Raw genomic sequence first — 17,214 nt, 5'->3', positions numbered from 1 at the left:
GTGCCCCATTCATCGCAGTCTCACCGCGATGAGTGGGACACGGCAACAACTCTACCTAGGCCGCTTCCGCTTCCCGCTCCATCGCCTTCTTATAAGTCGTCAAAGCCAGCAACGGGAAATAATCCCGATACAAGTGATACGCAAGATAAAACACCCGAGGGAATCCAGTTCCCGTATAAACCGCTTCACCATTGCGGCCCGCAGCCGACTCGTCCCACGACCCGTTCTCCGCCTGCTTCGAGACCAGCCAGCGAATCCCCTTGGCCACCGAGTCGCTCCGCGTATCGCCCGCCGCCAGCAGTCCAAGAACTGCCCAGGCCGTCTGCGAAGGCGTACTCGGCCCAATCGCCTTCTGCAGCGCATCGTCGTAGCTGCCGCAGCTCTCACCCCAGCCGCCATCGTTGTTCTGCATCATACGGATCCATTCGGCGGCCTGCTGAATCGCCGGCTCATGGTTCCAGTAACCCATCGCCTCCAGCCCACGCAGAACGAGGAACGTCCCATACAGATAGTTCACGCCCCAGCGTCCGAACCAGCTTCCGTCGGACTCCTGCTCCCGTAGGATGAACTGGACTCCAGCCTCTACCCGCTTGTCCCGCCGCGTATATCCGTAGCTTGCCAGCATCTCGAGAATCCGCCCTGTAATGTCCACCGTTGGCGGGTCGATCATCGCGTTATGGTCGGCGAACGGTATGTACTCGAAGATCTTTTTCGTATTGTCCTTGTCGAAGCTCGCCCAGCCGCCGTTCCTGCACTGCATCGCGAAGATCCAGTCGATCGCCCGAGTCGATGCGCCATGCTGCAACTTCTGGCTGGGATGCTCGACACACTTCAACGCCATCAAAACCTGCGCCGAATCATCGACATCCGGATAAAACTCATTGTTGAACTCGAAGTACCATCCGCCCGGTTCGACATTTGGAACGTTATTCGCCCAATCGCCCCGGTGACGCACTTCCTTGTCCAGCATCCAGCCCGCCGCCTTGATCATGCGGGGATCGTTCTTATCCAGGCCAGCTTCACCCAACGCGAAGACCGCCTGCGCCGTATCCCACACCGGCGAGACGCACGGCTGCATGCGGAAGGTCGGCGTCGGATAATCCGGTTCACCATTCGGGAAGTCGAGTCCCAGCCGCTCAAACTCGTCCATCGCACGAATGAACTGCGGGTCGTCATTCGTGTATCCCAGGCAGCGCAGCGCAATAATTGCGTTCATCATCGCGGGATAGATCGCGCCCAACCCGTCCGACATCTCAAACCGCTCCAGCAGCCACTTCTCCGCCCGCTTGATAGAAAGCGCCCGCAGCGGACGGATATGCACCATCTCCAGCCAGTGCGCCATCCGGTCGAACGCCAGCATTACATTCCGCCAGCCAAACAGCCGCTTCTTATCCCACCGCAGGTGCAGGTTAGCGTTGGCACGCCCGCCGACAAAAAGCTCTTCGATGCCTTGATCCGGCGCAACCTTCTTGAAAGGCTTCTTTGCATACGCAATCGAAAGCGGCACCACGATCGCACGCGACCAGGCGGAAATTTCGTAGATGTTGAAGTAAAACCAGTTCGGAAAGAGGATCAGCTCCGGTGGCACCGCCGGTACAGCGTCATACTCATACTGCCCCATGAAGCACAGGTAGATCTTGGTGAAGGTGTTCACCTCTACCACGCCGCCGTTCGCCAGGATCCACTTCCGTGCCTTTACCAGCACCGGGTGGTCCTTGGACCAGCCCATCAGCTTCAGCGCAAAATAAGCCTTCACGCCCAGCGAGATATTCGACGGCCCGTTCGGATAGATACTCCATCCGCCATCGGCATTCTGGTGGCGGAGAATCTCGTTCACCGCCCGCTCCATCCGGCCTGGATCGCCCGTTCCCAGCAGCTTGTGCATGAAGATGTAGTCCGACTCCAGCATCGAGTCGGCCTCAAGCTCACCGCACCAGTACCCATCCGGATGCTGCAGTCCCAGCAACCAATCCTTCGCCCGCTCGATCCCAGCCACTACATGCTCAAGGCCGAGATCCATCCGGCCGAAGCGCGGCTGGGTCCGCCCATGGGCGGTCTTTGCCGGTTGCGGAACCGCCTGCGGATTACTTGTAATTTCATTCATTCGTATCTTTGACTCAAGGAGGACAGAAGTTGATTCAGCGGACTTGAGGGCCCATTAGAAATAACCAGCCGAAAACTAAACAGCAGCGACGCTCATCCTAGGCGCCGAAGCGATCGCCTGCACGATCTCCGGAGGCAGCCCAAATCGCACATTCTCCGGCATCACCTCAACCTCATCCACAGACCCAAAACCCTTCGCCTGCAGATACTCCACAACTTCGCTCACAAGCACCTCGGGCGCGGAAGCTCCAGCCGTCACAGCGACGGTCTTCACACCTTCCAGCCACACCGGATCAATCGCATCCGCGCTGTCGATCAGATACGAATTCGTATCCAGGTTTTTCGACACCTCAACCAGCCGGTTCGAGTTCGAGCTATTCGCCGATCCAACTACCAGCACTAGATCCGCCCCGTGCGCAACGTTCTTCACCGCAGTCTGACGATTCTCCGTCGCGTAGCAGATGTCCTGCGACTTCGGCCCAGCGATGTTCGGGAATTTCTTCTTCAGCGCGTCGATCATGATGCCCGCCTCAGACAACGACAGCGTCGTCTGCGTCAGGTAGGCCACCTTATCCGGGTCAGGCACCACCAGCGCCTCAACCTCTTCCACCGTCGAGACCACCTGGGTCACATCCGGAGCCTCGCCCTGTGTGCCTTCAACCTCTTCGTGATCTCGATGCCCAACCAGCACCAGCGAATAGCCCTGCTTGGCGAACTTGATCGCCTCCACATGCACCTTCGTCACCAGCGGGCAGGTTGCGTCGATCACCTTCAAACCACGTCCCTTTGCTGCCTCGCGAACCGCCGGGGAGACACCGTGCGCGGAGTAGATCACGCGCGCGCCTTCGGGAACCTCGTCCAGCTCATTGACGAAGATCGCACCCTTCTTGGCCAGGTCGTTCACGACGTAGCTGTTGTGCACTATCTCCTTACGCACGTAAATCGGCGCGCCGAAGGTGTCCAGCGCAATCTGTACGATGTCGATAGCGCGCACCACGCCTGCGCAGAAACCGCGAGGCTTGAGCAAAAGGACACGTTTGGTGGAACTCTCTGAGGTCTCGATGGTTGAGGTATTCACAAAGATAAGTATACGCTGTCAGGCTGTCTAAGGCCACGATTTGTGAACCACTTCTGGTGCATCCAAACGCACCTGTCAGCCTTTTGCCCCTCCGGCCATCCACCCAGAAAACGTCATCTCAACCAGAGCGCAGGGACGTGGAGAGCCCCCGCATTGGCTATCGCTCTCCTCGCGAATGACTCACCGCAAAGCCTCTGCAATCGCCGGCCTCACCTTCGCCGCCTCGCATCCCGGCGCGAGATGCCCACAATCCCCGTCCAGCAACAGCAACTTCGCATGAATCATCGGGGCAAACCCGATCGCCGCAATCGGATTCACCATGTGGTCCTGCCGGGCATTCACTACCAGCACCCGAGACTTCACCTTCGTCGCCGCAGCTTCCAGCGACGATCCCTTCCCCACATCCTGGCCCAGCATCGCATGAATCTGCCATCGCCAGTTGTTCGCGTCCGTCCCGCCAATTCCCTCTTTCTCCAAACCTGCAAAGAACGTCTCAAACCCCGCCGTCTTCGTCTGCTCCACCCGCGCCTCTGGAGTCAACAGGTTCAAGCTATGCAGCAGAGCCACGGTCTTCAGCTTTGGATTCGTCACATACTTTCCACCCGCATACTCCGGATCAGTCACCATCGCGACCTCCTCCGTACTCCAAAGCAGCTTGTCGTAGCTCGAAAGCTGCGGCGACCCAACGATTGGCACCGCCACATCCATAAACTCCGGATAGCTCACCATCCACTGAAACGTCTGCATCCCACCCATCGACGCGCCCACCACGGCATGAACATGCGTTAATCCAAATTTCTCAACCGCCAGCCGATGCTCCGATTCCACCATGTCCCGGATCGTGAACTCCGGAAAATCTATGCCGTGCTGCGTCTTACTGTTCGAAGGCGAGCACGAAACCCCATTCCCAATCGCATCCACAAAGATCCAGAAGTACGACTCCGGATCGACATACCCCGCGCTCGAAACGATCCCCAGTAAATCCTTGGTCGTCCCCGTAAACCACGTCGGAAACAAAATCGCATTTGACTTCGCCGCGTTCAGCGTCCCGAGCGTCCGGTACCCAAGCTTGCACCCATGAATCGAAGCCCCGCTCTCCAGCTTCAACTCACCCAGATCAGCAAACTGCTGCGGCGACCCCGCCTGCCCGAACGCCGCCCCGGCACACAACACCGCCCCAAACCCCATCACGCGCAAGATATTCATAGTTCAGCGATTCTATGGCCGCACATCAAACTCCGCCACCGGCACAGCAATACCCTCGCATTGCCCCCACAAACTTGTCATCCTGAGCGGCGGTCGGCGCGGTTTGCGCCAACCGCAGTCGAAGGACCTGCTTTCCTTCCACGCGCCCATCACCTCTGACCAACAAACAAATGAGGGCTGAAGGCGCGATCCATCTGCCTCCAACCCTCATCCGAATTAGTCGATCGCGAACTAAAGCTTATCCGCCTCACACGCCGCATGCCCGCAATCACACGTCAACGTCTGCGTCCCCTTCGCATCCTCGCAAAAGGTCGAACAATACTTTTCTTTCTCTCCGACAACACACTTACACATCTCATGCGCACACTTCTTCACAGCCGCCATCGCACATCTCCCGGGAATTAAAGTTCACACCGCTCACTGCGATGCCCAAAAGAACCGCCGGGATGCGCCCCATGAAGAACGAGCCCTACCTGCTCATCTCCAGCAACTGCTCCGCATGCCGCATACTCGTATCCGTCAACTTCTCTCCACTCAGCATCCGGGCAATCTCCTCCACCCGCTCACCCGTCTCCATCAGCCGAACCTCGGTCTGCGTCCGCCCCGCCTTCACCGTCTTATCGATCAAAAAGTGCTGATCCCCAAACGCCGCAATCTGCGGCAGATGCGTAATGCAGATCACCTGCTGCCCCCGCGAGAGCGCCTTCAGTTTCCTGCCAACAGCCTCCGCCGCCCGCCCGCCAATCCCAATGTCAATCTCATCAAACACCAGCGTCCGCGGCAGCACCGCCTTGGCCACCTTCGCGCTTGCATCCTCAACAGCCACCTTAAGCGCCAGCATCACCCGAGACATCTCTCCGCCCGAAGCGATCTCCGCCAGCGGCTTCATCGGCTCGCCCGGATTCGTCGCGATCAGGCAATCGACCCCATCCCACCCATGCGCCGTCCACTCCCCTTCACCCTTCACCTCAATATGAAACCGGGCATTCATCGCAAGATCATTGATCTGAACCACCGCAGCCTTCTCCAACTTCCGCGCCGCAGCCGCTCTTGCCTCGTTCAACTTCGCAGCCGCCACCCGATAACGCTCCGCATCCACCGCCTGCTTAGCCGTCAACTCCGCCAGCAGAACATCGCGATTCTCCACCTCTGCCAGCTTCGCGGCAGCGTCCGCCCCAAACGCGATCACTTCCGCCAGCGTCTGGCCGTATTTTCTTTTCAACCGATCCAAAGCCGCCAGCCGGTCTTCAATCTCCTCCAGCCGCTCCGGTGCCGCGTTGATCGACTCCGCAAAGTCCCGCACCTCGGCGCTCAAATCCTCCACCGTCGCCTTAGCCGCCGCCAGCTGCCCCACCGCCTCGGCGAACCGCGAGTCATACCGCGCCAGCTCTTCAAAGTGCTTCAGCGCCGCTCCCAGCGTCGACTCCGCCGCCCCCTCCGACTCATACAGCAGGTCGTGCGCGCTCATCGCCGCAGTAAACAGCTTCTCGGAGTTCGCCAGCACCCGCTTTTCCGTCTCAAGCTGAGCGTCCTCATCTTCTGCGACTAGCCCCGCGCCCTGAATCTCTCCACTCTGAAACCGCCACAAATCCGCCATACGCAAACGGTCCTGCTCCGCAGACTGCAGCACCTTCAGCCTCTCGGTAGTCGCCCGCCACTCCGAATAAGCCTTTGCAACGTCATCAGAAGAGATCGCCCCAAACCGATCCAGCAACAACCGCTGTTGCTCCGTATCGAAAGAACCCAGCGTCTCCCCCTGCGAATGGATCAGCGCCAGCTCCGGCGAAAGCTGCCTCAGCACCCCTACGGTCGTCGCCTGATTATTCGCAAACACCCGACCCTTGCCGTTCGCCGCAATTTCCCTTCGCAGCAGCACATCGTCCGTCTCGCACTCAATCCCATTGGCCTCAAGTACTGTCCGAGCCCCCGGCGTCATCTCGAAGACGCAGCTCACCACCGCCTTCTCCGCGCCATGCCGGACAACATCGCTGGAAGCTTTTCCGCCGAGCAATAGCGCCAACGCATCGATCAAAATCGACTTGCCCGCTCCCGTCTCGCCCGTCAGCAGATTCAACCCGTGGCCAAAGGTCGCCGCCGCCCGGTCGATCACCGCATAGTTCTCCGCCCGCAACTCCAGCAGCATTAGGTCCTCACCATCCACATACCGCGAGAATAACAAAGCCTCCGAATCCCTTGGCAACATCACACTTATCCACATCCATCTCCCACGGAAGTACCCCAGCTCCCTCCCGAATCCTTTCCAGTCCCCCACGCCTGCCCCCGATAAACCGGTTAGCCGCCAGCCGCACGGAAACGGTCTATTTCGTATAAACGAGGTCACGCCCCATGTCCCAGAAGAAGATTCTCATCGTCGATGACGACCCCGAGATGCGTCTCGCCATGCACGTTCGCCTCAAGGCCAACCACTACGATGTCGGCTTCGCGGTCGACGGTGTCTCCGGCATCGCCGAGGCCCGCCGCCAGCAGCCCGACGTCATTCTCCTCGACCTCGGCCTCCCCGCCGGCGATGGCTTCACCGTCCTCGAACGCCTCCAGACCAACGACTCCATGGCCGCCATCCCCGTCATCGTCGTCTCCGGCCGCGACCGCGCCGCCAACCGCGACCGCTCCCTGAAGGCCGGCGCCAAGCTTTTCCTGCAAAAGCCCGTTCGCAACAGCGATCTCCTCCTCGCTATCGAACAAGTTCTCGGCACCAAACACACTCCATCCCCCGATTCCGCTCCAACGGTGTACGACCTCGGCGAACAGGCTCCTGCACGAGCCTTCTGAATCGTCTATGAACTCCAGGTTCCACTCGATGTCAGCATTTCTTTGTACTTTGCCGCTCGGCGTCTATCTGCGGTCGAATACACTACAGCCTCTCCTGTCATCGGAGTACTCTCCCCGCCGCGCCCTCTACCTTGCTCATCCCGGTCTGCTCTGGACCAACGTGATCTCGGACTCGCTGATCGCAATCTCCTACGTCCTCTTCTTCTTCGGCATCAGATGGCTGGTCGGCAAACTCAACCACATCGAAACCATGAGGTCCAACCTCTGGGCGCTCTCGGCCTTCAACGTCTTCATCATGTCCTGCGGGGCGATGATTCTGCTTCGCATCATTACCATCTGGTACCCGCTAGCGCAGATATCACTGGCCCTCAAGATCATCTGCGCCGCGGCGTCTCTGCCCCCCGCCCTCATCTTCGTGTGGCGCGCTCCGGCAATCGCGTCCGGCATATCCCGCTTCTTCGATCTCCTTGACTCCGAGCATCGCCACGCCGAAGCCCTCCGCAAGAGTGAAGCCTTCCTTGACCAAACCAACCGCGTCGCCGGGATTGGCGGCTGGGAGCTCGATCTCGCAACCAGCGATCTCACCTGGTCAGCCGAATCCGCTCGCATGCACGGTCTTCCTCCCGGCTACAAACCGCTTCTTGAAGAAGCCATCAATTACTTCGGTCGCAGCTACCATCCCACCATTCGCGCCGCCCTTCAAGACGTCATCGATGGCGGCCCCGGTTGGGACCTCGAACTCCCTCTCTACCGCGTCGACGGACGAAAGCTCTGGGTCAGGCTCATCGGCGAACCCGAAATCGTCGACGGCAGGCCCGTGCGCGTCTTCGGCTCCGTGCAGGATAAGACCGAAGAAGTCGAGCAGCGTGAAGCCCTTCGCCGAAGCCAGGCCTTCCTCGACCGCACCAATAAGGTCGCCGGAATCGGTGGCTGGGAGTTTGACATCGCTACAAAAGACCTCGTCTGGTCCGACCAGACAGCCCGTATTCATGGCAGGCCCGCCGGATACAAGCCCACCTACGAAGAGAGTTTCACCTATTTTCCTGCGGAGTATCACCCGTATATCCAGAGGGAAGTCGATGCGGCCTTCGCTATCGGCGGGACCTACGATCTGGAATTACCTCTCATCCGGCCAGACGGGCAACGCGTCTGGATAAGGCTCATCGGCGAGGTTCAACTAAGAAACGGCATACCAGCACGTATCTTCGGTTCACTTCAGGACAAAACCTTGGAAGTCGAGCAGCGCGAGGTCCTCCGCAAGAGCCAGAACTTCCTCGATCGCACCAACCGCATCGCCGGCGTCGGTGGATGGGAGATCGACATTCCGACCGGCGTCGTCACGTGGTCCGCCGAGACCTACCGCATCCACGCCCTTCCCCTTACGTACAAGCCGTCACTTGAGGCCGGCCTCACCTTCTACGCAGAAAACGCCCGCCCCATCATCACCGCCGCCGTCCAGCGCGCCTTCGACACCGGGGAAGGCTGGGACCTCGAAACCGAGTTTATCCGCGCAGACGACAAACACATCTGGGTCCGCACCGTCGGCAACGTTGAGATCGTCGACGGCAAACCGCAGCGTCTGATCGGCGCCATCCAGGACAAGACTGCGCAGGTCAACGCCCGCATGGAACTCCAGCGCCTCAACGAGCGCATAACCCTTGCAACCGACGGCGGAGAGATCGGCATCTGGGACTGGGACGTGCTCACCAACAGATTCATCTGCGATGCCTGGATGTTCCGCATTCACGGCCTCAAGTACGTCGAAGGTTCAACGGATCTGTCCCTCTGGACCCGCGGCCTCCATCCCGACGATCGCCCCCTCACCGTCGCCGCACTACTCGATGCCCTCGAAGGCAACAGCGAATATTCCACAGAGTTTCGCGTTGTATGGGACGATGGTTCAACCCACATCGTCCAGGCTTCGGGCAAGGTATTCCGCGACGCCAAGGGTCATGCCACCCGCATGATCGGACTCAACCGCGATGTCACCGAGGCCCATCGCCTTGCCAACGAGCTCCAGCAGCAGCACGAACTCCTCAGCGTCACCCTCTTCTCCATCGGCGACGCCGTCGTATCCGTCGACGCCCAACGCAATATCGTCTGGATGAATGGCGCTGCCGAGCGCATGACCGGATGGGACGCCACCGAGGCCATCGACAGGCCAGTCTCCGAGGTCTTCACCATCCTCTTCGAGAACTCCCGCCTCCCCGCCTCCGTCCACGTAGACCCCAACATCGCCCGCAGCCGCCGCATCTGCATGGAAGAGCGAGCCATCCTGGTCGCCCGCGATGCCACAGAATTCGGCGTTGAAACCTGCGCCACGCCCATCTACGACAGCCGCGCCGAACTCGCCGGCAGCGTCCTCGTCGTTCGTGACATCACCGAGCAGCTTCGCCATGCCCGCGAGATCGAGCAGATCAACAAGCTCCAGCTTGATCTCAAGCTCAAGGACCAGTTCCTCTCCCACGTCTCCCACGAGCTCCGTTCGCCCCTTACCTCCGTCTACTCCTTCACCTCGATCATCGCGGACAATCTCGCCGGCGACACCACCGACGAGCAGCAGCAGTACCTACAGATCGTCCTCAAGAACGTCCTCCAGCTTCAAGCCATGATCGAGGACCTCCTCACCGTTACCCAGTCTAAAGAAGGCAAGTTTCCCATCGAAGCCGAAGACTTTGCCGTCGCGCCCGCGATCCGCGACGCCGTACACACCTCCCACCCGGCGTCTTCGGCGAAACAAATCTCAGTCGACGACCACGGCGTCCGCGAAGATCATTGCGCCTGGACAGACCCAACCCGACTCCGGCAGATCATGATCATCCTGCTCGACAACGCCATCAAGTTCACCCCGCCCGGTGGCCACGTCTTCATACGCACCTACGATGAAGGCCGGATGCTGCGGATCGAGGTGGAGGACGATGGCTGTGGCATCCCTCTCGACAAACGCGCCCGCGTCTTCGAGAAGCTTTACCAGATCGTCGGTCCCGGCCACGCCGACACTAGCCTGGAGGGCCGCATTGGCCTGGGCCTCGGTCTCCACATCGCCCGAGACCTCGTCCGCCGGCAGGGCGGCAACATCTGGGTCACCGGCGCGCCGGAACAAGGCAGCATCTTCAACTTCACCTTGCCCTCCGCATCCGTGAAGCAGGAAGACGGCACTCCGAGCCGAAGAGAGACCGACTGGGCAACTCCAGGCGACTCGCAACTGACTCCCGCAGCTTGACAAACCCGGCCCGATAAAACCGATGCCAGAAACAGTCTTTGCGCGAATACCGCTCAAACAGGCTGTATATACAGAATTGTTGATACAAGACTAAGTGATATGTTTTGAATAATTTGCACAATTTAGGCAGGGGGAGGGGTATCCCGCACTTCATCCCGCCTGGGAATCAAGAGCATCGGGCAAACAAAACGAAGAGCGGCACCATCGCAGATTCCCTAAATTTATTTCTTACCCGCCGCGCAGCGAAGCAAGCAACTCGCACAAGTAAACTGGGGTCTGGTGAAATAGACCCTATGGCTTGCTGTCACGCTCTCGCTCTCTTCTTCTTTCAAGATGACGCCACCGCAGTCGCTCCCGCCACCACCGGCGGAAGCGCCCTCCTCGAGATGGTCCACAACAGCGGCCCAGTCGCCTTTGCCGTCCTGATCACGCTGCTGCTGGCCAGCGTCTTCTCGTGGACAATCATGCTCTCCAAGTGGTCCAGCTTCCGCCGCGCCCAGGCTCAGAGCACGCGTTTCATCCGCGCCTTCCGCAAATCTGGCCGGCTCAGCGAGATCGCGGCCCTCTCCGACCAGTTCAAGCCCAGCCCGCTCGTCCCGGTCTTCATGGAGATCAACGACGAGTACCAGCGCCAGACCGGCGGCCGCGGCATGCCCCGCAATCCTGTTGCGCTTGAACGCGCCGCCCAGATCGCCTCCAGCGAAGCGCTAACCAACATGGAGCAGCGCATGACCTGGCTCGCCACCATCGCCGCCGTCGCTCCCTTCATTGGCCTCCTCGGCACCGTCATGGGCATCATCGACGCCTTCCACGGCCTCGGCACCGCCGGTGCAGCCACCCTCCGCGCCGTAGCCCCGGGAATCTCGGAAGCTCTCATCACCACCGCCGCCGGCCTCGTAGTCGCCATCCCCGCCGTGGTCGGTTACAACCAACTCACCGCCCGCCTGCGTGAGTTCGGTGCCCGCATGGACGACTTCGGCCGCGAGTTCCTCAACCTCATCGAGAACGCCGCCATGGCCTCTGCCCCGCCCCCCGTCGAAGAAGAGACCTACAGAAGGAGCCGCTAGCCATGGCCTTCACCGCCCGCTCCGGTGGCTCCGCCCGCACTCAGACCGCCCTCGCCGAGATCAACATCACCCCCCTCGTCGATGTCGTCTTGGTGCTCCTGCTCATCTTCATGCTCACCGCGCCGGTGCTTCAATCCGGCGTAGAGGTGGCCATTCCCAAGACGCGCTCGGTGAACCAACTAACTGAAGAACGCCAGGTCATCACCATTGACAAGGAACAGAACGTGTTCCTGCAGGACAAGCCGGTCAACGTGAACGATCTCGGCAGCAAGCTGAAAGTCGGCGAGCACAAGATCGTCTACGTCCGCGCCGACGAGCGCGTCCCTTTTGGAGCCTTCGCCTCCGTCATGGACGCCGTCAAACATGCCGGCGTCACCAACATCAGCATCGTCACCCAACCCCTCAACCAGAAGTGACGTAAGCACCCGAAAGCGAAGTCACTCGCAGCCTCATCGCGAGTGACGTAGTCGAAGGACCTGCTGTTTGCTCGCATCAGCAACTCAACCGAAGAAGGCCACCATCGCAACCCAACCTCTAACCCGCGACACTCCCCAGGAGAACCTCCCCGGCAACTTCGCCGGAGCGCTCTTCCTGCACGTCGCGCTCGTCGCCATAGTCTTCGGCTACGGGTACATCTTCCACCACGACGGCAACTCCTGGGGCGACAGTTCCACGCCGTCGACCACCATCCAGGCCACGATGGTCAACTCCATCCCTCTGCCGCCGCGCCAGCCCACCAACACCGACAACGTCCTCACCTCCGAAATACCCAGCCCTGCACCGCCTGTCGCCAAAGAGAAGGTAGCTCCCCCGCCCGACCCCAAAGCAATCGACATTCCCGACAAGCCTCAAAAGCCAGTGAAGGTCGCACCCCAGCCGGTTCAAACCACGCCTCATCCGCAGCCCATCAAGCCGCAGCCGCAAAAGGCCACCACAGGTGAAGCTCCAGGCGTCCGCATCGCCATGTCCGCCACGCAGACACGAGCAGGAACCATCAGTGTCGGCACGAATGACTCCACCTTCGGCGCACGCTATGCCTACTACGTGAAGCAGATCACGCAGAAAGTCGCCGGCCAGTGGTACACCACCATGCTCGACGCCAACGCAAAGGGTCACCGCGTCTACATCACCTTCGAGATCGGCAGAGACGGCACCCCCTCCAATATCCGTATCCAGCAGCCCAGCGGCGACAATACGCTCGACCAGACCGCCTTGCGCGCAGTCCAGCATATCGACACCTTCGGCCCGTTGCCTGACGGCTACAGCGGCTCTTATCTGAATGTTGTTTATTACTTTGACCCTCCTTCGGCACCTTAACTTCACCCCATCACAACCCGGCCGCCGCACTTCGCGTCTACCATAAGGTGAGAATGCAAAGCGCGACCCGCAAACTCTTCCTCTTCCTGCTGACACTTCTGTCAACAACCGCCTTAGCAACCGCGCAGGACAACGTCTTCACCGGCACCAACACGGGCGCTGACCGCATCCGCATCGCGGTTTCGGACTTCAAGCCCGGCGCGGGCGACACAACGCTCAAGCCGATCTTCGACGCGACCCTCTACTCCGACCTGGCAAACGCTGGCATCTTCGATATTGTCTCGAAGAGCCTGATCCCGCAGACCACCCCCGGAACCCCAGCAGAGATGGCGATCGCCCAGTGGTCCGCTGCTCCCGCGTCGGCGGCGATGGTGGCCTTCGGCAACATCTCCGTGCAGGGCGGCAAGTTAATCACTAACGGCTTCCTCTTCGACGCCAATAACGCGCAGTATCCGCAAGTGCTGGCGAAGCAGTACTCCGACAACGCCGACGAGAACGCCGCACGCCAGACCGCTCACAAATTCGCTGACGAGATCATCTTCCGCCTCGGCGGCGGCGTAGCCGGAATCGCCGAGACGAAGATCTTCTACATCCACGCCGCAGGCGGTCAGAAGGAAGTCTGGCAGATGGACTACGACGGAGCGAACCAGCATGCCGTCACACATCTCGGTGCCATCTCGCTCTCGCCGCGCATCTCTCCGGACAACACCCGCGTCGCGTTCTCTTCGCTCGGCCGCGATGGCTTTCAGATTCGGATGTACTCTCTGCTGCTCAACCGCATGGTCAACTTCTCCGCGGCTGGCGGAACAAATCTTTCGCCGGCATGGTCGCCTGATGGCCGCAGCATCGCCTACTCCTCCTCACGCTCCGGTGACCCGGAGATCTGGATCAGTGACACCAACGGAGCCATCGCTCGCCGCATCACCAGCTTTAAAGGCCCCGATGTATCGCCAGTCTTCAATCCCAAGACCGGGGCGCAGATCGCATGGATCAGCGGTCGCACCGGCCTTCCACAGCTCTACATCATGGACACCGATGGCTCCGGCGTCCAGCGCATGACGGATGGCGGCTATGCCACCTCGCCTTCGTGGTCTCCCAACGGCCAGTTCGTCGCCTTTGCCTGGAACCGCAAGTATGGTCCCGGAGCGCCCGGCGGTCAGGACATCTACGTGATGGAAGTCGCCAGCAAGCGCTGGATTCAACTCACCCATGACGGCGGCCGCTGCGACTTTCCCTCCTGGTCTCCCGATGGCCGGCACATCGCCTATGCCAACACGGCAGACGGTCGCGATGAACACATGAAGATTTGGACCATGCTCGCCGACGGCACCCAGAAGCACGCGCTTTCCTCAACTGGAGGAGACATGCCAAACTGGAGTTGGAAGTAAGTCTGCGGACACCTCTTAGAGCAACTCCTTTTCTCTCTGCCCAGGCCCTGTACTATTCGCCGCATTGCGGCAAGAATCTTAATTGACTAGAAAGTTCCGGAGGAACTAATGAACGTAGCTGCAACCCGACTTTTCAAATCTCCTGTCCTGCTCGCTTCGCTTCTCACGCTGTCGCTCGCCACGGGCTGCCACAAGAAGCAGGGTCCCGATCCAAACAGCATCGGCCCGGTCACCGCTCCCTCGGCACCCGCGCCAACGGCCAGCATCACCGCTGATCCTCTTTCGATCGACCTCGGCCAGTCCGTCGTCCTGAACTGGCGGAGCCAGAATGCCAACGTCGTCACCATCGACGGAATCGGCCAGGTCAACGTCAACGGCACCCAGACCGTCTCGCCCTCCAACTCGACCAACTTCCACCTCACCGCAAAGGGTGACGGCGGCACCGTCGAAGCCAACGTCCGCGTGACCGTTAACGTTCCCGTCGCTCCGACGCCTCCGCCCGCTGATGCCTCGAACTCCGGTGGCGACTTGGGCTCCGACTCCGCCTTCCACCAGAACGTACCCGACGTCTTCTTCGACTACGACAGCTTCGAGCTCCGTCCTGACGCGACCACTGCCGCATCGCAGGCTGCTGCTTACCTGACAGCGCATCCGGCAATCAGGGTCATCATCGACGGATACTGCGATAATCGTGGATCCGCAGAGTACAACCTGGCCCTCGGCGAAAATCGCGCCAACTCCGCGAAGAGCGCTCTCGTCTCGGCCGGCATCGCCGCCAGCCGCATCCGTGTCGTGAGCTTCGGCAAGGAGAAGCAGTTCTGCAGTGACGAGACCGAGTCCTGCTGGCAACAGAACCGCCGTGCTCAGTTCTCGATCGACCGCTAAGAAGACACGATCACCTACTTAGTGAGAGTGCCTGGTTCATACCATCGAGTGGGTGAATCAGGCACTCTCGATCGATCACAGAGACTCTTACAGATAGCCTTCGTAAAGTAGCCCCCTCTCAGGAAAGAACCGATGACCTTCCGATCTACACGTCTCGCCACCTCCATCATTGCGCTGGGCCTGCTCGCAACTCCGGCCTTCGCGGTCAACAAGGACATGGTGCAACTCCAGACCCAGGTCCAGGCGCTGCAGGACGCTGTCGCGCGTCTTCAGCAGTCGAACGACGAGCGCATGGGAGTGATGAAGGACCTCGTCCAACAGACCGCCGACTCGGTGAACAAGATGTCCGTCGTGGTCCAGGGGCTCCAGACGCAGATGGGCCAGCAGCACGATGCGCAGAACACCAAGATGGAGCAGGTCTCCGGCCAGATCCAGTCCCTGAACGATTCGCTTGACGAGCTCAAGGCTCGCCTCGCGAGCATCGAGAAGTCCATCAACAGCATTCAGAACCAGCAGCAGTCCATCAACGCCAACATGCAGAGCGCAACGCCCCCCGCTGGATCGTCCGCTCCGCAGCAGGCAGCGCCTCCGACGCAGGACAATCCGGCACCCTTAGGCGACGCTCCACCCGCCCCGGTCGTTCGCAATAAGCCCTCTGCGGGAGTTCCACAGGCCGACAATGGCGGCGGATCGGCACCTCCGGTCGGCGATCTCTACAAGACCGCGCTCGGCGATTACATGGGAGCACGTTATGCCCTAGCTACTGCTGAGTTCGGCGACGTCATCAAGTTCTACCCAGACGATAACCTCTCCGGAAACTCCTTCTACTACCTTGGGGAGATCGAGTATCGCGGAGGCAAATACGCAGCGGCGGTGAAAAACTACGACAGCCTCGCATCGCAGTTCCCCGCAAGCGCGAAGCTGCCTGCCGCGCGCCTACACAAAGGCGAAGCACTCATCGCGATGAAACAGAACGACTCCGGAATTGCCGAGCTTCGCGGCGTGATTCAGCGCTATCCAACCTCTCCAGAGGCGGCCCAGGCCCGCAGCAGGCTCAGCGGCCTTGGTGTAAGGACTGCCCCCCGCAGATAGCTCGCACATTCAATTACGAAGGCCAGCCATCGCAACTTCCACCCGCTCGCGTTCTGTGCTCGACAAGGGCAGCGAAGGCAGTCGCGGCCTTCCCCCAAAGTATCCGTTCAGATCGCTTCCGTACTTTATCCCCGCCACACCAAGCCCCTCTTCGACAACCTCTGCCGCCGATTGAAGTCGATGCTGCTTCTCCGCCGCCAGCGCGGGGTCGCCATCCTTCCACGCCGCAAAGACCTCGTAGCAGGCTTGCGGCGCGCTCGCCGAAAGCGGTGGCATACCGCCTGCAGCCCCAGCGGCCAAGGCATCGAGAATGCCGAGAGTGCTGCCGCAAAGAATCTGAAATCCCACGGTCTTACTGCGCGTCTTCAGGGTACTGAATGGAGCCGGCGCCACAGCCAGCGCCGTGCCTCCTGACAGAGCTTCAGCCGAGACGAGCGTCCCGCTGGCAGGCTTGTGTTTCGCAATCATTCTTCCCGTAACCGCTGCGAAGACCGAGGTCACCGTAACCTCGTGACAAACCTCCGCAGTGCCTTCGCGCATCTGCTTGACCCAATCAGCGCTAGCGGTAACATCGGTGATAGCAAGAATGTTTCTGTGCCTCGCAAGGTCAATCGCGGGATCGGCAGCAATGGCCGAATCACCCGCCCGGCTATCTAGAATCACAGGCAGCGCTGCCGAATCTGCAACCGCCTCAAAGTAAGCCTTCACTTCCAAGCCCCGATCAGAACCTCGCAGCATCGAAGGCAACGGAACCATAGCAGCGTCGTATCCGCACTTAGCCGCGAACTCAATCATTTCCAGCGTGTGCACGACGGAGTCGCGAGCGACACCAGCAATCAACACCTTCTCCGCCACAGCCGCCTCAGCCACGCAGCGCAGCGTATCTTCCGTCTCCGCGTCGGAGAGCAGGCACGGCTGGCCAATATGCGAAAGAGCAACCAGTCCCGCAGCCGGGGTTTTGGAATAGCGAGCAACATTCTCTCGCAGCTTTGGCAGATTCAATCGGCCGTTCGGAAGAAACGGAGTAGTCAGAGGCAGGAACAAACCTTCAAGCAGCATCTCTCT

General features: G+C 60.3%; 13 protein-coding genes. 8 read left to right on the top strand and 5 right to left on the bottom strand.

What is annotated here, in order from left to right; translation table 11 throughout:
- Positions 1-55: 55 nt before the first annotated feature.
- The 4 genes from shc to recN all read right to left on the bottom strand — a co-directional run bounded on the left by shc (position 56) and on the right by recN (position 6,530).
- The gene (shc, locus tag HDF16_RS11490) at positions 56-2,104 is read right to left on the bottom strand and encodes a squalene--hopene cyclase (RefSeq protein WP_184216701.1); all 2,049 of its coding nucleotides are present in this window, start codon (positions 2,102-2,104) and stop codon (positions 56-58) included.
- A gap of 75 nt (positions 2,105-2,179) precedes the next feature.
- Positions 2,180-3,181: a 4-hydroxy-3-methylbut-2-enyl diphosphate reductase gene (locus HDF16_RS11485; protein ID WP_348641304.1), complete on the bottom strand. Its 1,002-nt coding sequence runs from the start codon at positions 3,179-3,181 to the stop codon at positions 2,180-2,182.
- 180 nt (positions 3,182-3,361) lie between these two features.
- Complete coding sequence (locus HDF16_RS11480) at positions 3,362-4,387, bottom strand: alpha/beta fold hydrolase (RefSeq protein ID WP_221312681.1); 1,026 nt, start codon at positions 4,385-4,387, stop codon at positions 3,362-3,364.
- 469 nt (positions 4,388-4,856) lie between these two features.
- Positions 4,857-6,530, bottom strand: a complete 1,674-nt coding sequence (recN, locus tag HDF16_RS11475) for a DNA repair protein RecN (protein WP_184217476.1) — start codon at positions 6,528-6,530, stop codon at positions 4,857-4,859.
- Between the two features lie 203 nt (positions 6,531-6,733).
- On the opposite strand from recN, the gene HDF16_RS11470 reads away from it, so the two are divergent.
- The 8 genes from HDF16_RS11470 (at position 6,734) to HDF16_RS11435 (ending at position 16,149) form a co-directional block, all read left to right on the top strand.
- Entirely contained in the window at positions 6,734-7,177 is a 444-nt protein-coding gene (locus HDF16_RS11470) for a response regulator (RefSeq protein ID WP_184216699.1), read from the top strand.
- A gap of 28 nt (positions 7,178-7,205) precedes the next feature.
- Positions 7,206-10,400, top strand: a complete 3,195-nt coding sequence (locus HDF16_RS11465; RefSeq protein ID WP_184216697.1) for a sensor histidine kinase — start codon at positions 7,206-7,208, stop codon at positions 10,398-10,400.
- A gap of 293 nt (positions 10,401-10,693) precedes the next feature.
- Complete coding sequence (locus tag HDF16_RS11460) at positions 10,694-11,467, top strand: MotA/TolQ/ExbB proton channel family protein (RefSeq protein ID WP_184216695.1); 774 nt, start codon at positions 10,694-10,696, stop codon at positions 11,465-11,467.
- Between the two features lie 2 nt (positions 11,468-11,469).
- Positions 11,470-11,883: an ExbD/TolR family protein gene (locus HDF16_RS11455; RefSeq protein ID WP_184216693.1), complete on the top strand. Its 414-nt coding sequence runs from the start codon at positions 11,470-11,472 to the stop codon at positions 11,881-11,883.
- A gap of 67 nt (positions 11,884-11,950) precedes the next feature.
- Positions 11,951-12,784 carry an energy transducer TonB gene (locus HDF16_RS11450; RefSeq protein WP_246409023.1) on the top strand — a complete coding sequence of 278 codons (834 nt, stop codon included), beginning with the start codon at positions 11,951-11,953 and terminating at the stop codon, positions 12,782-12,784.
- Between the two features lie 53 nt (positions 12,785-12,837).
- On the top strand, positions 12,838-14,172 hold the full coding sequence (gene tolB, locus HDF16_RS11445; protein ID WP_184216691.1) for a Tol-Pal system beta propeller repeat protein TolB: 1,335 nt from the start codon (positions 12,838-12,840) through the stop codon (positions 14,170-14,172).
- Positions 14,173-14,280: 108 nt separating this feature from the next.
- Positions 14,281-15,057: an OmpA family protein gene (locus HDF16_RS11440; protein WP_184216690.1), complete on the top strand. Its 777-nt coding sequence runs from the start codon at positions 14,281-14,283 to the stop codon at positions 15,055-15,057.
- Between the two features lie 132 nt (positions 15,058-15,189).
- The gene (locus HDF16_RS11435) at positions 15,190-16,149 is read left to right on the top strand and encodes a tetratricopeptide repeat protein (RefSeq protein ID WP_184216688.1); all 960 of its coding nucleotides are present in this window, start codon (positions 15,190-15,192) and stop codon (positions 16,147-16,149) included.
- A 9-nt stretch (positions 16,150-16,158) separates the two neighbouring features.
- On the opposite strand, the gene HDF16_RS11430 is transcribed toward HDF16_RS11435, so the two are convergent.
- The gene (locus tag HDF16_RS11430; RefSeq protein ID WP_184216686.1) at positions 16,159-17,208 is read right to left on the bottom strand and encodes a dihydrodipicolinate synthase family protein; all 1,050 of its coding nucleotides are present in this window, start codon (positions 17,206-17,208) and stop codon (positions 16,159-16,161) included.
- Positions 17,209-17,214: the final 6 nt, after the last annotated feature.

This window comes from Granulicella aggregans (genome assembly GCF_014203275.1).
Lineage (GTDB): Bacteria > Acidobacteriota > Terriglobia > Terriglobales > Acidobacteriaceae > Edaphobacter.
Note: the sequence above shows the minus strand (reverse complement) of the source record. Positions and strands in the feature narration are given on the sequence as shown.

Excerpts from the sequence above, each read along its gene's own strand:
- HDF16_RS11455 (WP_184216693.1), top strand. The coding sequence starts at position 11,470 with ATGGCCTTCACCGCCCGCTCCGGTGGCTCCGCCCGCACTCAGACCGCC.
- HDF16_RS11435 (WP_184216688.1), top strand. The coding sequence starts at position 15,190 with ATGACCTTCCGATCTACACGTCTCGCCACCTCCATCATTGCGCTGGGC.
- shc (WP_184216701.1), bottom strand. The coding sequence starts at position 2,104 with ATGAATGAAATTACAAGTAATCCGCAGGCGGTTCCGCAACCGGCAAAG.
- HDF16_RS11470 (WP_184216699.1), top strand. The coding sequence starts at position 6,734 with ATGTCCCAGAAGAAGATTCTCATCGTCGATGACGACCCCGAGATGCGT.
- HDF16_RS11465 (WP_184216697.1), top strand. The coding sequence starts at position 7,206 with ATGTCAGCATTTCTTTGTACTTTGCCGCTCGGCGTCTATCTGCGGTCG.
- HDF16_RS11440 (WP_184216690.1), top strand. The coding sequence starts at position 14,281 with ATGAACGTAGCTGCAACCCGACTTTTCAAATCTCCTGTCCTGCTCGCT.
- tolB (WP_184216691.1), top strand. The coding sequence starts at position 12,838 with ATGCAAAGCGCGACCCGCAAACTCTTCCTCTTCCTGCTGACACTTCTG.
- HDF16_RS11480 (WP_221312681.1), bottom strand. The coding sequence starts at position 4,387 with ATGAATATCTTGCGCGTGATGGGGTTTGGGGCGGTGTTGTGTGCCGGG.
- recN (WP_184217476.1), bottom strand. The coding sequence starts at position 6,530 with ATGCTGCTGGAGTTGCGGGCGGAGAACTATGCGGTGATCGACCGGGCG.
- HDF16_RS11430 (WP_184216686.1), bottom strand. The coding sequence starts at position 17,208 with ATGCTGCTTGAAGGTTTGTTCCTGCCTCTGACTACTCCGTTTCTTCCG.
- HDF16_RS11460 (WP_184216695.1), top strand. The coding sequence starts at position 10,694 with ATGGCTTGCTGTCACGCTCTCGCTCTCTTCTTCTTTCAAGATGACGCC.